This is a genomic window from Desulfocurvus thunnarius (assembly GCF_055390965.1).
In genome coordinates this window covers 2,664,718-2,681,287 of sequence record NZ_AP042411.1, presented here as the reverse complement: position 1 = coordinate 2,681,287, position 16,570 = coordinate 2,664,718, and the positions used below count along the sequence as shown (strand labels likewise).

Sequence of the window (16,570 nt, the reverse complement as noted above, 5' to 3'; positions counted from 1 at the left end):
CATGGCGTGGGCGGAACCGGAGAAGACGCCCCGGTCCCGCCACCCGGTTGTACCACGTCGGGGGGAGCCTGTAACGGTCCTTTGCCCGGGCGTCAACCGCCTTTCAGTCCTCCTTCCAGATACGTGCGCCCAGGTCGAGGGCGCTGCCGCCCAGGTTCAGGCCCGTGCGCAGCAGGGAGTCGGCGCCGCGCGTCCGGGCCGTTGCGGCGGAGCCGGAATAGCCGTAGGCGGCCTGCCTGCCCTGTTGCAGGGCCTGGGCCGCGCGCAGCCCGCCCTCGTAGTCGATGTTCGCCAAATCCAGCGCGCCCAGGCCCGCCGCGCTGGCCAGCACTTCCAGAGCCGAGCCGGACCCAGCGTCGATGCCCGCGCCAACGGCGCCGACCCGGGCCGCCGCCAGCCGGCGGCGCAGGTCCGCCCCGGCGCGCTCGCGGTCCTTGGCGGTCTGGCGTTTGATTTCCCCGGCCTGGCGCGCGGCCTCGGCCTGGGCCGCGTCGGCCTGAAGGTCGGCGGCCTTGCTCCGGGCAGCGGCCTGTCGGCCCTGGGCGATGCCCCCGACCATGTTGCCGACCATACTCAAGCCCAGGATTCCTGCGGAAACGGGATCGGCGCCCATCAGCGTACCCTCGCGTAAAGGTGATAGTCGTCGTCGCCCACGAGCCTGCGCAGCAGACCCTCGCGGGTGAAACCAAGGAACTCGAACCATTCGGCCCGCGCCGTGTGCCGCACATGGATCGTGGTCTGGATGCGCGTCAGGCCCAGGCCGCTCTCGGCGGCCTCGACGCAACGCCGGGCCAGGCGGGCCATGGCCACGGGCCGGGCCTCCACCAGCGGGCTGGTCAACGCCCAGGCGTTGCCCGTGGCCCCGGGCTGCACGCCCACTCCGCCGCAGGCCGCCACGGCCCCGCCGTCCAGGATCGTCCAGCACGGACCGCTGGCGCGGTACAGCCGCGCCAGGGCCCAAAGCCCCTCGCGGCCCCCGCGCGCGGCGAACCCCAGCCGGTCGGCCGCGCGCAGCTCCAGGCGCTCCAGGTGGCCGACCTCGAAGGGAACGACGCGCAGCATCAGCCCTCCCCCTGCACCTGAGGCACGCAGCAGACCACGGTCATGGGCAGCGGGTCGTCCTGGCGGATGGTGAACAGGCCGTCGCGGTCGTAGCCGCTGGCCAGGCGCACCTCGCGGTCGCCGTCCAGAAGCGGCGGGGCCGTGCCCGCGCGCACGGGCGCGGTGTGCGGCAGCAGCCGCTCGTACTTGTCGGCCACGTCGTCGCCCGGGCAGACGCGCCCGCCCACGGTCTGGCGCAGGCGCACGGTGACGCCCATGATGCGCTTGCGCCGGGTCTGGGACGTGCCCGCCGCGCCGCCGACCTCCAGGCGCATGGGCTGGAGCACGGCGCTGTAAGGCAGACCCACGTGGACCTTCCAGCCCGCCCGGGGCAGGGCCACGGCCCCGCCCTGTACGCGCTGGGCGCCCTGAAGCGCGCCGTCGAGCAGCACGCAGACCTCGCGGCCCTCCAGGTGATCCAGCCCGCCCAGGGGCCCGGCGGGCAGGCGCCGCCAGCAGGTGCCCCCGCCCCGGTGGGCGGGCAGGGCCGCGCCCCGGACCCAGGCGCCGTCGGCCAGCAGCAGGAAGCTCCCCGTGGCCGGGTCGGCCCCCTCCACGGTGAACGGCACGCCGCACAGGGCCTCCAGTCCCGCCAGACCTTCCAGGAGCACCTGGTCGCCGTCGCGGGCGCCCAGGCCCTGGGCGAAGACGCGCACCCGGCCCGTGTCCGCCTCCGTTTCCACGCCGTCCACCCGCGCGCAGTTGGACAGCCCGCAGTCCATGAAGAACCCCCCGGCAGCGTCCTGGGCCCGCCCGCCCGCGCGCTCCCCGGCGTCGAAGACCGGGTCCAGGCGCTCCACGGTGCGCAGCACGCCGCCGCCTTCGGCCTCGCGGCGCACGAGCAGCCAGACCTCGTCGCCCTCGGGCCCCGGCACGGTGGCCACGCTCTCGCAGCGGCCGTCCCCGCCCAGCAGGTGGCGGTGCCAGGCGACCACGCCCTGCTCGCGCAGATAGGTGCAGGCCGCCAGCAGCCCGTCGTTGCGCACGGCCCACAGCACCCCGTCGGGCTCGCGGGCGAAGGCCATCTCGCGCAGGCCCGGCCCGGTGACGTGTTCGGCCAGCAGGGTCAGTTCCGGCGAGGCGTACTTGTAGCTGGCGATGTCGTAGGCCATCTCGCGCACCTTGCGCCCGCTGCGCGAGACGAAAAGCACCGCGCCGGATACCGGCTCGGGCCGCACCGCCGCGCTGCCGTGGGAGCTTTGGCGCTTGCGCTGGACCTTGGCCGGGGTCATGCCCTCGCCCTCCAGGCCGGACCAGACCTTCAGCTCGCCCGCGTTGGTGCCCACCAGCAGTTCCTCCTGGTCGGCCACCCAGCGCACGGGGTTGACCCGCGAGCCCGACAGGGTGATCTCGATGGCGTCGTCGTCCAGGGGCTGATCCTGCACGCCGTCGACGAACGAGGCGGTGTTCATGCGGAAGTCCTCATGAGCCCCGGTGCGCGACATCCACAGGGTCAGCGGCCGGGAGCGCGTGGCGCCCAGGACCAGCCGGTCCTCGTACAGCCCGACCACGGCGGGCCATTGCCCGGCCCCGAAGGCCGAAGGCATGGCCTCGTCGCTGTCCAGCAGCTTCCAGAACCCGCCCTGCAATTCGCTGCCGACGTACATGGACTCGATCTGGTTCTTGGCGTGGTCCGGCTCGTCACGAAAGAGCAGGTTGATGGCCGACTTCTCGGTCAGGTACACCCCGGCGCCCTTGTACATGTACCAGCCCGCGGTTCCTTGCGGGTCCAGGGCGCGCACGATGGTCGCCACCTCGAAGGTCCGCCCGGCGGGCAGCCGCAGATGCGCCGCGCCCGAGGTGGCGCAAGCCGGGGAGGCTCCCCCCGTGGCGACGACCGCGAGGTCATGCCCGGGCATGCGGTAGTCCAGTTCCTCCAGGGTCCAGTCGTCGTGGGCCCGGCGCACGAGCTTGCGCGGGGCCGTATCGGGATGGACCAGATAGAGCACGTCGCAGCTCTGGACGTGGTTCACGCCCCATATGGCCGCCGCGCCCCACGGGCTGGGGATGCGGTAGGCCGCGTCGGCCGCCCAGGCTCCGGCCCAGCCCGCCCCGGCACCGGGCTCGCTGTCCGCCGCGGCGGTATGCTCCGCGAGGCAGCGGTACACGGCCCCGCCCCGGGCCACATAGGCGCCCGGGGCGTAGGCCGTTCCCGCCGCCCAGGCGGGGGCGTCGGCCTTGAGCACCACGCCCCCGCCGGTGAAAAAGCGCAGAAAGCCGTCGCCCATCTCGATGACGTAGCTCTGGCTCTCGGTGCCGTTGAAGTCGAAGGACACCAGACGCGCGGCGCTGCCCTGGGCCCCGGCCAGGGCGATGAAGCGCGTTCCCGACCGCTTGCAGACGCTGCCGTGGGGCCTGGGGATGAAATTCTCCAGCCTGCGGCAGCCGGTGTAGTACTTCTCGTGGTCCGTGCGCCCGTCCAGGTGCGGCGACAGCTCGCCGCCGGTGAAGGCGTTGATGATCGGCGATGCGGAAACGCTCATGGTCTACCTCCTGGCCCGTTGCAGCAGGTCGGGCCGGTTGGCTTCGGGGGTGCCGCCGCCCCGGGCGTCGCGGCCCTTGGCCGTGCGCAGGCGCTCGCGGTACAGGGCCTCCAGGCGCTCCTTCTCGGCGCTGGAGCCGGTGATCTTGCGCGCCAGACGCGCGGCCACCCGGGCGGACAGCGCCACGCGGAAGGTCGGCGGCATGTCGGCCGGATTCTCGATCCGCCGCACGTAGCGCACGGCCACGGCCTCCAGGTCGCACAGCAGGGCCCCGCCCTCGATGGCGTAGGCCGCCTCGGGCTCGCAGGCGATGACGTGCAGGCAGTCGGCAGGCAGGCGGAAGGCCCGGGCGTAGCCGAAGGCCGGAGCATCGGCCAGCCGGGCCAGGGCCACGCGGCGGATGGCGAACTTCCAGGGATGCTCCTCCAGCATGGCGTCGCGCTCCACCTCGTACACCGCCCGGGCCAGCCGGGCGCGCTCGGTGTCCTGGTCCGTCGAGGCGATGCGGTCCTCACCCAGCTCGATGAGCGCCCCGGAGAGGATCTCCACGCTCATGGCCTAGTCGTCCCCCTGGAACAGGCTGCGGAAGAAGGCCTCGCGCTGCTTCAGGCCGCCGTCGGCGCCGCCGGGGGCCTGGGCACCCGGAGCCTGGGCCGCGCCGGGGGTGCCGGGGAAGGCGGACGCCCGGGCCTGGCCCATGCGCGGCTCCAGGCGCTCGGGATACAGCTCGAAGCTCACCTGGGCCGGGCCCTGCTGGTCGCCGGGGAAGGCGTCGCGGGCGCGGGCCGTGCCGGTCAGGGTGAAGGCCGCGCCGGGCTCGGGGGCCTGGGCCAGGCCCAGGCCGGGCAGGGCCTCGGCGTCCAGGGTGATGACGATGCTCTTGTGCCGCTGGTCCATGATGGTCGGGGTCTGCATGGGGTCTCTCCTGCGATGGTTGGAGTACGGCGGGGCCGGAGGCCCCGCCGGAAGGATGCCATGGGCCGCCGTCCAAGGGCGGGGAGGCGCGCGCGGCCCCCCCGCCCGGGCGGCGCTAGCGCGCCAGGTAGTGCGGGTACACCGACAGGTTGCCCTGGGCGGCGGGGTCGGTGCTGGCCAGCAGGGCGCGGGTTTCGGCGCGGGTGTCGCTGGGCGGGATGAAACGGCCCAGCACCGCCCCGGCCTCCAGGCTCAGGGGCCCGGTCAGGGCGCACACGGTGCCCAGGGGCTCCCAGGCGCCGCCCTTGTCGCGCTGCTCCAGGGTCACGCCCAGGGTGGCCCCGGCGGCCAGGGTCACTTCGGTGTCGGCCTGGGCCACCACCTCCTGGGAGCCCAGGGCCCCGGCGAAGCACAGCACGCGGCCGTTGCCCTCGGCGTCGGCGTTCTGGGGCAGGGCCTGGGCCTTTGCCAGGTATTCGTCATGAACCTTGAGGATGTGGTCGTACATGCTGCGCGTCCTCCTAGTTGACGGCCACCGTCGCCTCGGCGGCGTCGGCGAAGTTGTAGCTGGTGACGATGGGCACGCCGTTCCACTCGGCGATGCGCCGGTCCACGTTGCGCTCGGAGGCGGTCATCTGGAAGGCCGCGCCCTTGCCCGCCTCGGCCAGGATGCTCATGACCTTGCGGTGGCAGAACAGGAAGGTGCCGGCCCCGCCGCGCACCATGTCCAGCAGGTTGTCCACCTGCATGGCCGTGGGCGGGGTGCCGGGGGTGATGTTCACCAGGGCCGCCACGGTCTCGGGGTTGGCGATCTGGATGCCGAAGTAGCCCTTGAGGCGCACGCCGTAGCCCAGCACGCCGCGCTCGTCCTCGTAGAGCATGCCGCCGCCCACGGAGCGCACATCGAGGATGCCGCCCTGACGGAAGGTGTTGCTGGAATACAGGCCCGTGGTCTCGCCGGGCACGAAGCGCACGGCCAGCAGGCTGTAGCCTTTGTCGTCCTGGCCCCCGGCGTCCATGAGCCGCCCGGCGTCCATGGCGTATTTGCGCAGGTTGCCGTAGACGATGGCCTTTTCGGCATCCACACCGAGCTTGCGCAGGGCCTTGGGCAGCTTCTTGGCGAAGTAGGCGTCGCGCCCGCCCATGGCCTTGGCCTTGTCCTCGGGCAGGAACATCTTGGCCCCGAGGATGGACAGGTCCACCTTCTTCAGCCGGGTGCCCACGTCGATGCTGCCCAGGGGGGCGTCCATGTCCACGAAGCCGCCGCCGGTCACGTCGGCCACCTCGTCGTAGACGTTCCACAGGGCGTGGGAGGCCTCCTCGAAGGGGATCACGTCCAGCACGGGGGTTTCCTCAGTCAGCCAGTCGACCTGATCGGGCTGGCGGGTGGCGAAGCGGGCGCTCAGGTCGCGCAGGGTCGAAACGGTGCTCATCTGCTATTCTCCTTTGCCGCCGAAGACGACTTCGGCGAAGAAGCGTTCGGGAGTCATGGCCTGGCCGCGGGGTGCGGGACCACCGATCCCCCCGACGAAGCCGTCCTCCTGGTTGGTCTTCCCGATCTCGTGAAACAGACGGATCAGAACCGGGTCGTCGCCATGGGCGTCGAGGATGCGCCGGGTCTCGGCGGGGTCCAGCCCCGCGCGGCCCGCCACGGCCTGGAAGCCCCGCCGGGCGATCTCCGCGTTGCCCGGAGCCTCGGAGCCCCAAAGCTGCTCCAGGGCGTTCAGGGTCTCGGCCTGGCGCCGCCCGCGCTGGGTCTCGAACTCGCGCACGGTGCGCGCGGCCAGCTCGTTGTAGCGGTCCGACAGGCCCTGGGCCTGGCCGGGCGAAAGGCCCAACTCGTGGGCCGCCGTGCGGAACCAGCCCATGAGCCGGGCGTCGGCCTGCTGGCCCTCGGGCAGGGCGATGGCGTAGCCCTCGGGCCCGGCGGGCACGCCCGTCAGGCGCCGCAGTTCGGCGTCGAAGCGGGCGCGGTCCTCGTCGCTGGCGTCCCCGGGCAGGGGCGCGAGGCCCACGGTCTTGCGCCCGATGAGCGCCTGGGCGCCCACCAGGGCCCGGGCCATGTCGCGCACCCCGGCGTACTTGCGCAGGGAGGGATGCGCGGACAGCGGCACGGCCTGGCCGTCGATCTCGCAGGTTTCGGTGTCGGGAATGGCCTCCTCCAGCCAGTGTCGAGCAGTCGGGGAAGGTGTCTCTGCGCCGTATCCGCCCGCGGGGGCAATCGAGGCTTCCTGCATCATGGTCCCTCTACTCCTTTGTTTTGAAATGTTCGGGGTTCTCGAAGTATTCCACCAACTGGAACAGGGTCATCCGGCCGTAGCGGAACTCGACCTGCTCGCCGCCGCGCCAGGGCCCCGGGGCCGCGGCCGGGCGCATGAAGCAGTGCGTGCGCAGGAATTCGCGCAGCACCTGCCCCGAGGGCGTGGCCAGGGCCGCGTGGATGTGCCCGTGCAGTTCACGCTCGTTCATGGCGTGCAGGTCCATCAGCCCACCTCCCCGGCTGCGAGGCCGCCTTGGGGGAGCCCCCCTTCGGGCCCCGGCACGGCGCGCCCTGCCGGGATTGCGCCGCCGATGCCCGCCGCGCCCAGGCTCCCGGCCAGATTCCCGGCCAGGGCCGCCAGTTCGCGCGCCTGGCGCAGGGCCTGGACCTCGGCCGGAGCGCGCACCCCGGTCTGCGGAAAGCCGCGCTGCTCCATGACCCGGCGCACGTTCTCGTCGTGGCGGAACAGGTCCAGCACCTGGGGCGCCACGGCCACGATGGGCGCGATCTCGGCATAGGTGCGCAGCACGGAGCGGGCCTGGGCCTCGCGCTGGGCCAGCATCAGCGGGCTCACGTAGTCCACGCGCAGGCCGTGCCCGGCCATTTCCGGCGGGGCGGGCGGCAGTTCCCCGCGCCGCGTCATGAGCCGGAACAGCCGGTCGAACAGGCGCTGGAAGTTCTCGCGCTGCTGGTTGACCAGCAGCGGCCCCAGAAGGAACATGCGCTCGGAGGTCAGTTCGGCCACCTCCAGGGCCGTGGGCGTGCCGCCGCTGCGCACGCGCTGGCTCACGGCCATGAACAGGTCCACGAAGAAGGCCTCGTTGATGTCCTGTTTGGTGGCGGCGAGCATCTCCAGGGAGAAGCGCGGGTCGCCGCCCACGGACAGGGGCCCGAAGTCCGCCAGGCTGTTGCCCTCGGCGCGGCGGTAGTAGTTCATGGCCCGCGGCTCGAAGCTGAAGCGGCCCACGAAGCCGTCGTCGGGCACGAGATACGGCGGGGCCACGGCCAGTTGCCCGGCCTCCAGAATCAGCCGCTTCATCTCGTTGATCATCTTGGCGTCGGCCAGGGCCTCGGTGCCGGGGCTGTAGCTGTAGGCCGTGCCCGGCAGGCGATGGGCCCGGGCCACCACATAGGGCAACTCGGCATAGCCGCCCACGGACAGGACATGCCCGCCCGCCAGCTCCATGTAGACCGAGCGGTAGGCCAGCTTGCGGCGCCGGGCGCTGGGGTCGCCCTCGGGCCGGGTCGGCGTCACGGCGTGCAGGAAGTCCACAGGCTGGTTCTCGCCGCGCCTGCGCCCCAGGTTGCGCCGCAGGGCGGGCGACAGCCGCTCCTCGCCCCAGCGGGCCGCCGCCTGGCGCGGGGTGAGCCGGAAGCGGCGCACCACGGTATCCACCTCGCCCAGATGATTCTCGTCGATGTAGACTTCGTGCAGCGGCAGGGCCCGGAAGCGAATGCCCGTGTCGGGCACCGCCGGGTCCTCGTCCACGAACAGGCACTGCCAGCCGAACAGCCCGGACTGGTGGTAGCCCAGCACCTGCTGCGGGTAGTAACCGCAGCGCTCCAGTGCCGCGTAGAAGCGGTCCTCGACATCCTGGAGCCAAGCCCGCACCGGGGGACTGGCCGCCAGGTCGCCGTCCTCCAGGCCCAGGGCGAACCAGCGCTGGGACGGCGAGGACACCCCGGCCAGCATCCCGGCGGCGAAGATGTTGGCCGCGCGCCGGGCCGTGGCGTCCACCAGATCCTCGCGGCGACGCCGGGGATGGGCGGGCTCGCCGCAAAAACCCGCGTAGGCCGGGCCCATGTGCTCGGCCACCTCCTCCCAAATGGAATCGAAGGGCTGGCGGGCCCGTTGCAGTTCCTCGAAACGCTGACGCGTGGCCCGGGCCAGTTCGCGGGCGTCCCCAGTGCGGGCGCCGCCCGAAGCCCCGGCCAGGGCCGCGCTGGAACCGGCCTGCCGCGCGGGCGCGGCGTCGTGCGTCGTGTTCTCGTGCATGGCTACCCCAGTGTTTTGCGGCCCACCTGGGCCGATCCAAGCACCCCGCCCTCGGCGGTGGCCACCGTGGCCCCGGCCAGGCGGCGCAGGCGCTCGGCCTCGCGGCGCTTGGCTTCCTGGACCCGCGCGGCCTCCTCGCCGCCCGTGTCCTCAGGCAGGGGCGCGGGCACCGGCGCGGCCTGCACCGCGCCCTTGCCGCCCCCGCCGCCGATGATCGACGATCCGCCCATTGCTCATTCCTCCTTGTTGCGGGTCAGATAGGACACCACCGCGCCCACGCTGCGGCCCCCGGCCAGGGGCGCGCCGTGAGGAATGGCCCCCAGCACGGTAAAGCCCAGGTCGCGGATCAGGCCCAGGGCCGCCGCGTTGGTGCGCGGGGTCACGCCCACGAGCACCTCGATGAGCGGGCGGCCGTCCGCCCCGGCCACATGCAGCAGCCAGTCGGTGACGTAGAAGCCGATGATCCGCGCCGGGCTGCCGAAATAGTCGCGCAGCACGGCGAAATGGATGCGCGCCGAGCGCCCGCAACGACCGTCGAGCCAGAACAGGGCCGCCGGGTCGCCGTCGGCGTAGACGGCGTAGAAGGCCCGCCCGGGCTCTCCGGCAAAGGTGATGAAGCCCCGGGCGTCGGTCACCGAGCCGTCGAAGAACACGTGGCGCACGAGCCCGTCGTCCTCCAGGCGCTCCCACAGGGCCTCCAGATCGATGGCGTCCAACCCGCCGGGATGGGCACGGATGTCCAGCACATCCAGGGCCGGAACGGGGCGCCCGGGGCGCGGGCGGGGCCGCTGCCCCGCATTGCCGGAGCGGCCTGGGCGGCCCGGGCAGGTGGCGCGGGTCTGACGATGGGGTGTGGTCTGTGCGTGGTGCATCAGTCCTCCAAGGTTTCACGGGCCCCGGCGCCGAGCCGGGGGCCGAAGCTGCGGGTGGCGCCGTCGGCGTAGCGCTGGGCCGGGGCGGCCCCGCGCACGGGCGCGGCAAAGGTCAGGGCCAGGGCGTCGGCCAGGTCCGGGCTGCGCAGGCCCCGGGCGCGCATCTGCTCCTTGGGTTCCAGCACCAGGCGCGAGGCGCTGTCCCAACTGGCGGACGGGCCGGTAAGGTCGGCGTGCAGGGCGTCGTCGTCGGGCAGGTCGGCCTGGGCCTCGTCGGCCAGCCAGTCGCGCAGCAGGCCCCACATTTCGGCGCGCTTGTTGCGGTAGCGCTCGGGGCGCAGGGGGCGGGCGCCGAAGTTCACCGGGCTCACCCGCCGCTCGAAGCCCATCTCGCGCAGGCGGTCCACCACACCGGCGCCCAGGCCGCCCACGTCCACGAACAGCCGCTCCACGCGCGGGCTTTCGGATTCCAGCATCCGGCGGCACAGCCCCGCCACCTGCATGGTGTCGCAGCCGCGCCAGGCGCGCAGGCCGAAGGCCTTGCGGCCCTGGCGGAAGATGGCCGCCGTGGCGTCGTCGCCGAAGCGCGCGGGGTCCACCCCGGCCACCACGGGGCCGTACCCGGCCTCGTCGGCCCGGCGCGCGCGCAGCACGAGCAGCGGGTCGATGAACGGGGCCTGGCCCGTGGTCTGGAAAGCCTCGGCGGGTGTGGCCGGGTATTCCTGGCGAAAGAGCCGTTCGTCCTTGAGTTCGGCGATCTTGGCCCGGCGCCAGGCCATCTGGCCCGGGGTCAGGCCGTGCAGGGCCATGTACTCGGCCTCCTCCTCGTCGGGGGCGAATTCCGGCCCGGGCGCGGCGCTGTATTCCGGCTGCCAGAACCAGGGCAGGAACACGGCCTGATAGGGCCCCTGCCCGGCCTCGGCGGCCTGCCACCCGGCGTGGAAGAAGTTGCCCATGCCGCAGGCGGTGGATTCAAGGACGACCTCGGTGCCCTCGGCGTCGGCAATGGCCTGGAGCACCCCGGCGGCGTGCTCCTGGGCCCGGGGCCAGAAGGCGACCTCCGAGGCGTGGAAGAGTTGCACCGTGAGCGAGCGACCCGCGCCGCGCGCCCCGGCGGTGCCCACGCGGTAGCCGCTGTCCAGCAGGGGAAAGTGCATTTCTCGGGCGTTGTCGCGCCCCAGCCGGGGCCGCAGGGGCGCCGGGCAGAGGCTGTGGAAGCGCTGGGCCATCTCCAGCAGGTTGCGCGTGGCTTCCATCTCGTGGGTCATGATGAAGGTGCGCACGCCGCGCTCGTGGGTGGTGCGGTGGAAAAACCGCGCACCCACGTAAGTGGACACGCCCTGCTGGCGGCCCTTGAGCACGAAGGCGCGGACCCGCCCGATGCGCGCGCGCTGCTCCTCCAAGCGCTGGTGCAGGTGGCGCTGGGCGCGGTTGAGGACCAAAGGCGCCAAGCCTCCGAGCTTGGTGCGGATCTTCAGGCAGCGCCCGGCGTAGTGGACGAAATCGTCCTTGAGCCGCTGGCGGACGCGGCGGTCGCGTTCGGTCATGGGCGTCATTGCAGTTCGTCCAGTGCGTTTTCGTGGGGCGCGGCGTCGTCGGCCTCGCGCGCGGTGCCGAACATGCCCAGGTGCTTGCCCAGCAGACCCAGGGCGCGAATGGCCGCCCCGGCGTCGAACTTGTAGTGGGGCCCGTCGGCCCCGGCGGCGCCCCGGGCGGGGGCGGCGGGCGCGGCCTGCATGCAGCGCTCGGCGACCTCGCGCAGCCTGGCCACGACCCATTCGCTGGTCACGGCGTCGTGCTCCCGGCCGCCCTCGCGGAGGCCGTCCGCCTCGCCGGGGCCGTTCAGGGCCAGGGCCACGGCGCGGGCCACCTCGGGCCGCGCCAGCAGGGCCCGGCCCCGACTCGGGGCCGAAGCGGCGGCGTAGCCCGCCCGGAGCGCCGCCTCGCCCGCGTCGCCAAGCACGGCGTACTCGGCGACGAAGCGCTGCTGGCGCGTGGGCAGGGGCCTGTTCCCCCGCCCGGTCGTCCTGTTTTTTCGCGTCGTCTTCTCGGTCATGAGGCGCAACTCTCCCAACCCGGCGGATTTCCCCGGGGATCGCGTGCGACAACGGTTTTTCGGTTCCCGCCCTTGCCACGGGCCGTAGCGGGCGTTATCTTGAAACTGCCTGGGAGCCAGGTGAGGCGGCCTGTCCCAAGTGAATGAACATGCGCCGCTGGCGGCGTCCCATCCGGGCGGCAGCGCCGGACCCGGAGGAGGCCGCAGGGGGCTTGCCCCCACTGCACGAAAGAGCGTTCACGGTGGCACCGCCCACGGGCTCCCGGGCTTTCTTCTGCCCCGCCCGCCTAGCGGAACAGGTCGTACACCGCCTTGCCCACCAGCCCGAAGACCGTGGTCATCAGCCCGTAGACCACCCGCTCCACGTTGCGCAGCTTCTCGGTATGGCTGTGGCAGCGCCGCGTGGTCTTGATTTCGGCCACGTCGCGGGCCATGGCCCGCACCCGCTCGTCGATGCGCGCCAGAAGAACGCGCATGTCCTGCTCCCCGTTCATTGCCCACCGCCTCCGCGCCCGAAGCGCAGCCGCACGGCGCCCTTGTCGAAGGCGCTGCGGCCCAGGAAGTAGTAGCCGTAGACCCCGAAGCCCAACTCGGCCAGGGCGTCGAGCTTGCCGCCGTCCACCTGGGGCGCGAAGGTGCCGCCCACCAGGGCCAGGGTGAACACCAGCAGGCACAGCGGCCGCACGTTTTTGGACAGCCACGAATCCGAGGCCGCGTCGGCGTTGTGGCGTTCGGTCAGGCTGCGCTCGAACTCCGTCTCGGCGGCGAGCTGCTTTTCCTGCCAGGCCAGAAGCCGCTCCTGCTGCGCAAGCTCCAACTCCTTGAGCCGGATCAGGGCCTGCGGGTCGGCCGCCAGGGCCGCCTGCACGGCCTGCGGCTCCGCCTCGGTGCCCAGCCAGGAGGCCGCCAGGGCCCCGGCCGCGCCCGCCACGGCCCCCACCGGCCCGCCCAGCACTCCGGCCAGCACCGGGGCGACCCGGGCCACCGCCCGGCCCACGTCCTTCCAGTCCGCCATGTCCGTTCCTCCTCGGCTAGCGCACCGCCCCGGGGCGCTCGCCGGGCGCAAGGGCCCGCTCGTAGGTCCGCAACACCGCCCCGCAGCGCAGGCATACGCGCACCCGCACCACGCCCGGCTCCCCGGTCTGCACGGTGCGCACCACCCGGGTGCGCCCGGCGCATTCCACACAGGTCATGACGCCCTCCTTCAGTTGTGGCGGTGGATGGTCAGGTGGAAGGCGTCGTGCCCGCGCAGGGCTTCCAGGAACGCCGCCACGGCCCGCTTGCTGTCCTGCACGCCCCGGGCGCCCCCGGGCGGGGCGAAGCGCTCGCCCAGCAACACGCAGCCCCGGGTGTCCTCCACCGTGTTGCCGCCGTGGAAGATGACCCCGCTGCGTCCGGGCACGTCCTGCACGGCGAAGGTTTCGCCGAAACGCGGCGAGACGGTACGCACGCAGCGGTACTGCCCGGCCGGGATGCACGACACGTCGCGCTGATTCTGGCGCTCGGGCGGCTCCAGGGTCAGGCAGAGCAGTTGCTTGTTCACGCGCAGGGCGCCGAAAGTGCCCTGCGCCGATTCCTCGAGGCGCACGATTTCCACAACGGGGTCCAGATTCATGAAGGCCTCCTTCCATGTGGGCTGATTCGCAATCAAATATAGGAATAGCTATTAAAAGGCGCGCAGCAATCCGGGCATTCCCTCCGGTCAGCCCGCGCGATGGGCTTCCGGCTCCTTCGCTCCACCCCGCTCCCCCCGGCCTTGGGGCCGGGGGCAGGCCCGCAAGCGGCACCCGGAGATGCGTCCGGCAGAGCCCGGACGGGGCGGCCCGGCCCGGAGATGCCACACGAGGGACCTAGAAGCCGAGCACCGGGTCGGCGCCCCGGGCGTCGCCGCCCATGCGCGCCCGCTCCCAGGGGCAGCCGTGTTCGATGGTCAGAGCCAGCATTTCCATGTCCACCTCGGCGCCGTCCTGCACGGCGCTGCGCAGGCTTTCGCAGGCGTAGACCGCGCCGTGGGCCAGGGCGTTTTCGGCCAGGGCCCGGGTCCGCGCCCGGGCCAGCCAGACCGCGTCGGCCTCGGCGCGCACGCCGAACAGCCGGAAGATGTCCGCCACGCGCAGTTCGGCCCGGGCGCCCGCCGCGCACAGGCGATACAGGGGCTCCCCGTCGCCCGCGGCGTCTTCCAGGGGCAGCAGCCAGAACCGCCGGGGCGCCCCGGCCCCGCGCACCACCCGGCGCACGAACCCCAGCGGGCACATCTCGTAGTCCAGCCCGAAGCCCTTGATGCCCACCGGCGTCCAGACCTCGTCGGTCCACAGGCACTGGTCCATGGTCTCCCTCCTTTGCCGCGCGGCGGGCTCTTCCTTTCCGGCTCTCGGCGATCTTGAAGCCTGCTCTTTGCCTCGCCTGCGCGGCATCCAGCCCGAAGGTTCGGCGCCTGCCTAGCCGGGGTGCCGCGCGACGACGATCCCCTTATAGGCGATTTTCACCTCTCTGTCAAGGGGGTCAGGCAATTTTTTAGGAAAATTTTGCCTAATAGCGAGGGCGGCGGAATTCCTGTAAGAAAACGGCATGGATGAAGCGCTGCTTTTCTCCCAGAACTTCCTGGACGCCATCGAGGCCGCCCGCATCCAGCAGGGCCGCAGCCACTCGGACATCGCCCGGGCGGCCTTTCCCGCCCAGCGCGATCCCGTGGGCACCTACCGCAAGCTGCGCAACTCCGGGCGCACGGTGAAGCTGGCCGACGCGTACCGCCTGGCCCAGGCGGTGCAACTCGACTTCGCTTCCCTGTGCTGGCAGGTTTCCCAGGCCATGCGGGCCACCACTGGCCCTGTGGCGCCCGGTCGCTGACCCCCGCCCCTCCCCGTTTTCCCTTCCACGCTGCACGGCGCTCCGGCGCCCTGTTGCTGTGCGCCATGTAGAAAGCCGCACTCGCTTGTTCCAGCGATGCATTTCATGATACTTTGATGCATCACGCTATTGTTGCATCCAAAAAACAATACAGTACGAGAAAGTAGAAAAATTTTTTATAGTAAGAATTTCCGCAACGGCACACAAATAGGTTAACCTATTGAATAATCCCGTATATTTTCTGGACAAACTGGATGCAACTTGCTAATTATCGCATTGCCGCACTAAATATAGTTCAACATATTGAGCGGCAAGATACGACGCACCTTGAAAGGAGAGCATCCATGTCACACCGACCCCATGCCGAGAAGGATCCCGTCACCGAACTCTACGATGTCGCCTCCGCCCTGCGTTTCCTGGAGGAGGCCCTGGAAACGCACGATGAGACCGAAACCCAGGTCCGCGCCGGAGGGGCGGCCTACGTCACCGGGCTCATGGGCCGCCGCCTGACCGACCTGGCCAGCGCCCTGTGGGAAATGGAAAGCCGCCCGCCCGTGGCGGCGGCGCCCTGCCCGCCCGCCCCGGTGGCCGACTCCGCCCAGGCCCGCGCCCAGGCTGCCGACTGAGCGCCCCGGCCCGAGGAGCCGCCCCGGCCCGGAAAGAACTCCTTCGGGCCGGGGCGGCCCCGGGTTGGCCGCCGGTGCATTCCCGCCGCCACCGCCTTGACATAAGGCGATATCATCCGCATCATAAAAGGCAAAAAACGCCTAACCGCGCACGCGGCCCAACGGAGCACCCATGCCCGCCAGCCCTTGCCGTTTCCGTCTGTCCACGCTTTCCGGGAGCCTTCATTGCGTTCTCGACGGCCACCGGTGCCCCTCCGGGCCGGATGAGCCCCGCCCGGCCTCCCTGTGCCCGCGCTTCGCGCCCAGCGCCATACCCTGCCCGGCCTGTGCCGCCTCATGGCCCGCCGCAAGCCCGACACCGCTGCTGACGGACGCCGACGACGCCGCACCCCATGCCGCCACGGGCGAAACGACCCGTTACGTCTGCCCGGCATGCGGGCACGCCCCCGGGCCCGCGCAACTGGCGCGCGAACTCCTGGAACTGGAAACCGGGGCGTCGCCCCGGGAGAACCCGCCCCGCGAGGGCGCCCCGGCAGGCCCGGAACGCCGCCCGCACGGGGATCAGCGGTAGGCGGAGAGAATGCGCTCCATGCTGCCGTCGGCCCGCATGGCGCGCAACACGGCGGACAACTGCGGCAGGAATCCGGCCAGGGGCGACTGTTTGGCTACCAGGAGATGGAAAGGCACCGACTCCAGAACCACGGGCGTCTGGACCACCTCGCCCCCGGGCAGCAGGCTGCCCATGGTTTCCCGGGCGGCGGGCGGCCATTCGACCACCAGATCGCCCCGGCGGGCGGCCAGCATCCGCCAGACGCCCTCCAGGCTGGGCGCTTCGAGCACCTCGATCCCGGCCCCGGCCAGATGTGTCCGGCTCCAACCGTTGCCCACGTAGGTGATGACCGTGAACCCGGCGTCGCGGATGCCCCGGGCATCGCGCAGGGCCAGAATCTGGTCCATGCGCGGATGCCCCGCGTAGGTGAACAGGGTGCGCTCCTTGCGATACAGGGGCTCGTCGTGGGTCACGGTGTAGCGGGCGCGCTCGGGGGTGGGCACGGTAAGCATGGCGTCGGCCTGGCCGCGCTGCACCCGCTCCTGGCAGCGGGCCCAGGGGCCCGGCTCCCAGGCCACGGGCACCCCCAGCCGTTTCTGCACCGCCTCGGTGACGATGTCGTAAAGCAGGCCGGACATGTTGCCCTGGGCATCCCGGCAGTGGAAGAGCGGAAACTCGGTGTAGGCGATGTGCAACGCACCCTGCGCCGCAGCCGGGGCGCAGGGCGCCGCGAGCAGCGTCATCCAGGCGAGCAGCCGCAGGATCGTTCGCATCATGGGGACACCGTTCCTCACAGCGGGTGGGGGGGCGGGGAAACTCCGCGCCCAGGCAAGACCCGGTAAGAGAATAGATTGTTCCACATTC

Annotated in this window: 22 protein-coding genes; 2 read left to right on the top strand and 20 right to left on the bottom strand. The window is 72.1% G+C overall.

The window, feature by feature from the left end:
• Nucleotides 1-103: 103 nt before the first annotated feature.
• The 19 genes from ACZ5KV_RS11705 to ACZ5KV_RS11615 form a co-directional block, all read right to left on the bottom strand.
• Nucleotides 104-613: a hypothetical protein gene (locus tag ACZ5KV_RS11705; protein ID WP_464239486.1), complete on the bottom strand. Its 510-nt coding sequence runs from the start codon at nt 611-613 to the stop codon at nt 104-106.
• On the bottom strand, nt 613-1,062 hold the full coding sequence (locus tag ACZ5KV_RS11700) for a hypothetical protein (RefSeq protein ID WP_464239485.1): 450 nt from the start codon (nt 1,060-1,062) through the stop codon (nt 613-615). Before ACZ5KV_RS11700 ends, ACZ5KV_RS11705 begins: the two co-directional genes overlap by 1 nt.
• Nucleotides 1,062-3,584, bottom strand: a complete 2,523-nt coding sequence (locus ACZ5KV_RS11695) for a hypothetical protein (RefSeq protein WP_464239484.1) — start codon at nt 3,582-3,584, stop codon at nt 1,062-1,064. The genes ACZ5KV_RS11700 and ACZ5KV_RS11695 overlap by 1 nt, the downstream gene beginning before the upstream one ends.
• 3 nt (nt 3,585-3,587) lie before the next feature.
• Nucleotides 3,588-4,139, bottom strand: coding sequence for a phage connector family protein (locus ACZ5KV_RS11690; RefSeq protein WP_464239483.1), 552 nt, complete (start codon nt 4,137-4,139; stop codon nt 3,588-3,590).
• A 3-nt stretch (nt 4,140-4,142) separates the two neighbouring features.
• The gene (locus ACZ5KV_RS11685; RefSeq protein WP_464239482.1) at nt 4,143-4,499 is read right to left on the bottom strand and encodes a hypothetical protein; all 357 of its coding nucleotides are present in this window, start codon (nt 4,497-4,499) and stop codon (nt 4,143-4,145) included.
• Between the two features lie 115 nt (nt 4,500-4,614).
• Entirely contained in the window at nt 4,615-5,007 is a 393-nt protein-coding gene (locus ACZ5KV_RS11680) for a hypothetical protein (RefSeq protein ID WP_464239481.1), read from the bottom strand.
• 13 nt (nt 5,008-5,020) lie between these two features.
• A complete protein-coding gene (locus tag ACZ5KV_RS11675) occupies nt 5,021-5,932 on the bottom strand; it encodes a major capsid protein (protein WP_464239480.1) in 912 nt (303 codons plus the stop codon).
• Between the two features lie 3 nt (nt 5,933-5,935).
• Nucleotides 5,936-6,739, bottom strand: coding sequence for a hypothetical protein (locus ACZ5KV_RS11670; protein ID WP_464239479.1), 804 nt, complete (start codon nt 6,737-6,739; stop codon nt 5,936-5,938).
• 7 nt (nt 6,740-6,746) lie between these two features.
• On the bottom strand, nt 6,747-6,983 hold the full coding sequence (locus ACZ5KV_RS11665; RefSeq protein WP_464239478.1) for a hypothetical protein: 237 nt from the start codon (nt 6,981-6,983) through the stop codon (nt 6,747-6,749).
• Nucleotides 6,983-8,755 carry a portal protein gene (locus ACZ5KV_RS11660; RefSeq protein ID WP_464239477.1) on the bottom strand — a complete coding sequence of 591 codons (1,773 nt, stop codon included), beginning with the start codon at nt 8,753-8,755 and terminating at the stop codon, nt 6,983-6,985. The genes ACZ5KV_RS11665 and ACZ5KV_RS11660 overlap by 1 nt, the downstream gene beginning before the upstream one ends.
• A 2-nt stretch (nt 8,756-8,757) precedes the next feature.
• Complete coding sequence (locus tag ACZ5KV_RS11655) at nt 8,758-8,985, bottom strand: hypothetical protein (protein ID WP_464239476.1); 228 nt, start codon at nt 8,983-8,985, stop codon at nt 8,758-8,760.
• A 3-nt stretch (nt 8,986-8,988) separates the two neighbouring features.
• On the bottom strand, nt 8,989-9,627 hold the full coding sequence (locus tag ACZ5KV_RS11650; protein WP_464239475.1) for a hypothetical protein: 639 nt from the start codon (nt 9,625-9,627) through the stop codon (nt 8,989-8,991).
• Nucleotides 9,627-11,183 (bottom strand): hypothetical protein, encoded by a 1,557-nt coding sequence (locus tag ACZ5KV_RS11645; protein WP_464239474.1) that lies wholly within the window; start codon nt 11,181-11,183, stop codon nt 9,627-9,629. Before ACZ5KV_RS11645 ends, ACZ5KV_RS11650 begins: the two co-directional genes overlap by 1 nt.
• Entirely contained in the window at nt 11,180-11,683 is a 504-nt protein-coding gene (locus ACZ5KV_RS11640; RefSeq protein ID WP_464239473.1) for a terminase small subunit, read from the bottom strand. Before ACZ5KV_RS11640 ends, ACZ5KV_RS11645 begins: the two co-directional genes overlap by 4 nt.
• Before the next feature lie 287 nt (nt 11,684-11,970).
• Nucleotides 11,971-12,159, bottom strand: coding sequence for a hypothetical protein (locus ACZ5KV_RS11635; RefSeq protein WP_464239472.1), 189 nt, complete (start codon nt 12,157-12,159; stop codon nt 11,971-11,973).
• Nucleotides 12,160-12,173: 14 nt separating this feature from the next.
• Nucleotides 12,174-12,698, bottom strand: a complete 525-nt coding sequence (locus tag ACZ5KV_RS11630) for a hypothetical protein (protein ID WP_464239471.1) — start codon at nt 12,696-12,698, stop codon at nt 12,174-12,176.
• Between the two features lie 16 nt (nt 12,699-12,714).
• Nucleotides 12,715-12,876 carry a hypothetical protein gene (locus ACZ5KV_RS11625; RefSeq protein ID WP_464239470.1) on the bottom strand — a complete coding sequence of 54 codons (162 nt, stop codon included), beginning with the start codon at nt 12,874-12,876 and terminating at the stop codon, nt 12,715-12,717.
• An 11-nt stretch (nt 12,877-12,887) separates the two neighbouring features.
• Nucleotides 12,888-13,298 (bottom strand): DUF5675 family protein, encoded by a 411-nt coding sequence (locus tag ACZ5KV_RS11620; protein WP_464239469.1) that lies wholly within the window; start codon nt 13,296-13,298, stop codon nt 12,888-12,890.
• A gap of 235 nt (nt 13,299-13,533) precedes the next feature.
• Complete coding sequence (locus ACZ5KV_RS11615; protein ID WP_464239468.1) at nt 13,534-14,010, bottom strand: hypothetical protein; 477 nt, start codon at nt 14,008-14,010, stop codon at nt 13,534-13,536.
• Between the two features lie 241 nt (nt 14,011-14,251).
• Between ACZ5KV_RS11615 and ACZ5KV_RS11610 the strand changes: the two genes are divergently transcribed.
• A complete protein-coding gene (locus tag ACZ5KV_RS11610; RefSeq protein ID WP_464239467.1) occupies nt 14,252-14,530 on the top strand; it encodes a hypothetical protein in 279 nt (92 codons plus the stop codon).
• A gap of 344 nt (nt 14,531-14,874) precedes the next feature.
• Nucleotides 14,875-15,156 carry a hypothetical protein gene (locus tag ACZ5KV_RS11605; protein WP_464239466.1) on the top strand — a complete coding sequence of 94 codons (282 nt, stop codon included), beginning with the start codon at nt 14,875-14,877 and terminating at the stop codon, nt 15,154-15,156.
• Nucleotides 15,157-15,717: 561 nt separating this feature from the next.
• On the opposite strand, the gene ACZ5KV_RS11600 is transcribed toward ACZ5KV_RS11605, so the two are convergent.
• Nucleotides 15,718-16,482, bottom strand: a complete 765-nt coding sequence (locus tag ACZ5KV_RS11600; RefSeq protein ID WP_464239465.1) for a substrate-binding periplasmic protein — start codon at nt 16,480-16,482, stop codon at nt 15,718-15,720.
• Nucleotides 16,483-16,570: the final 88 nt, after the last annotated feature.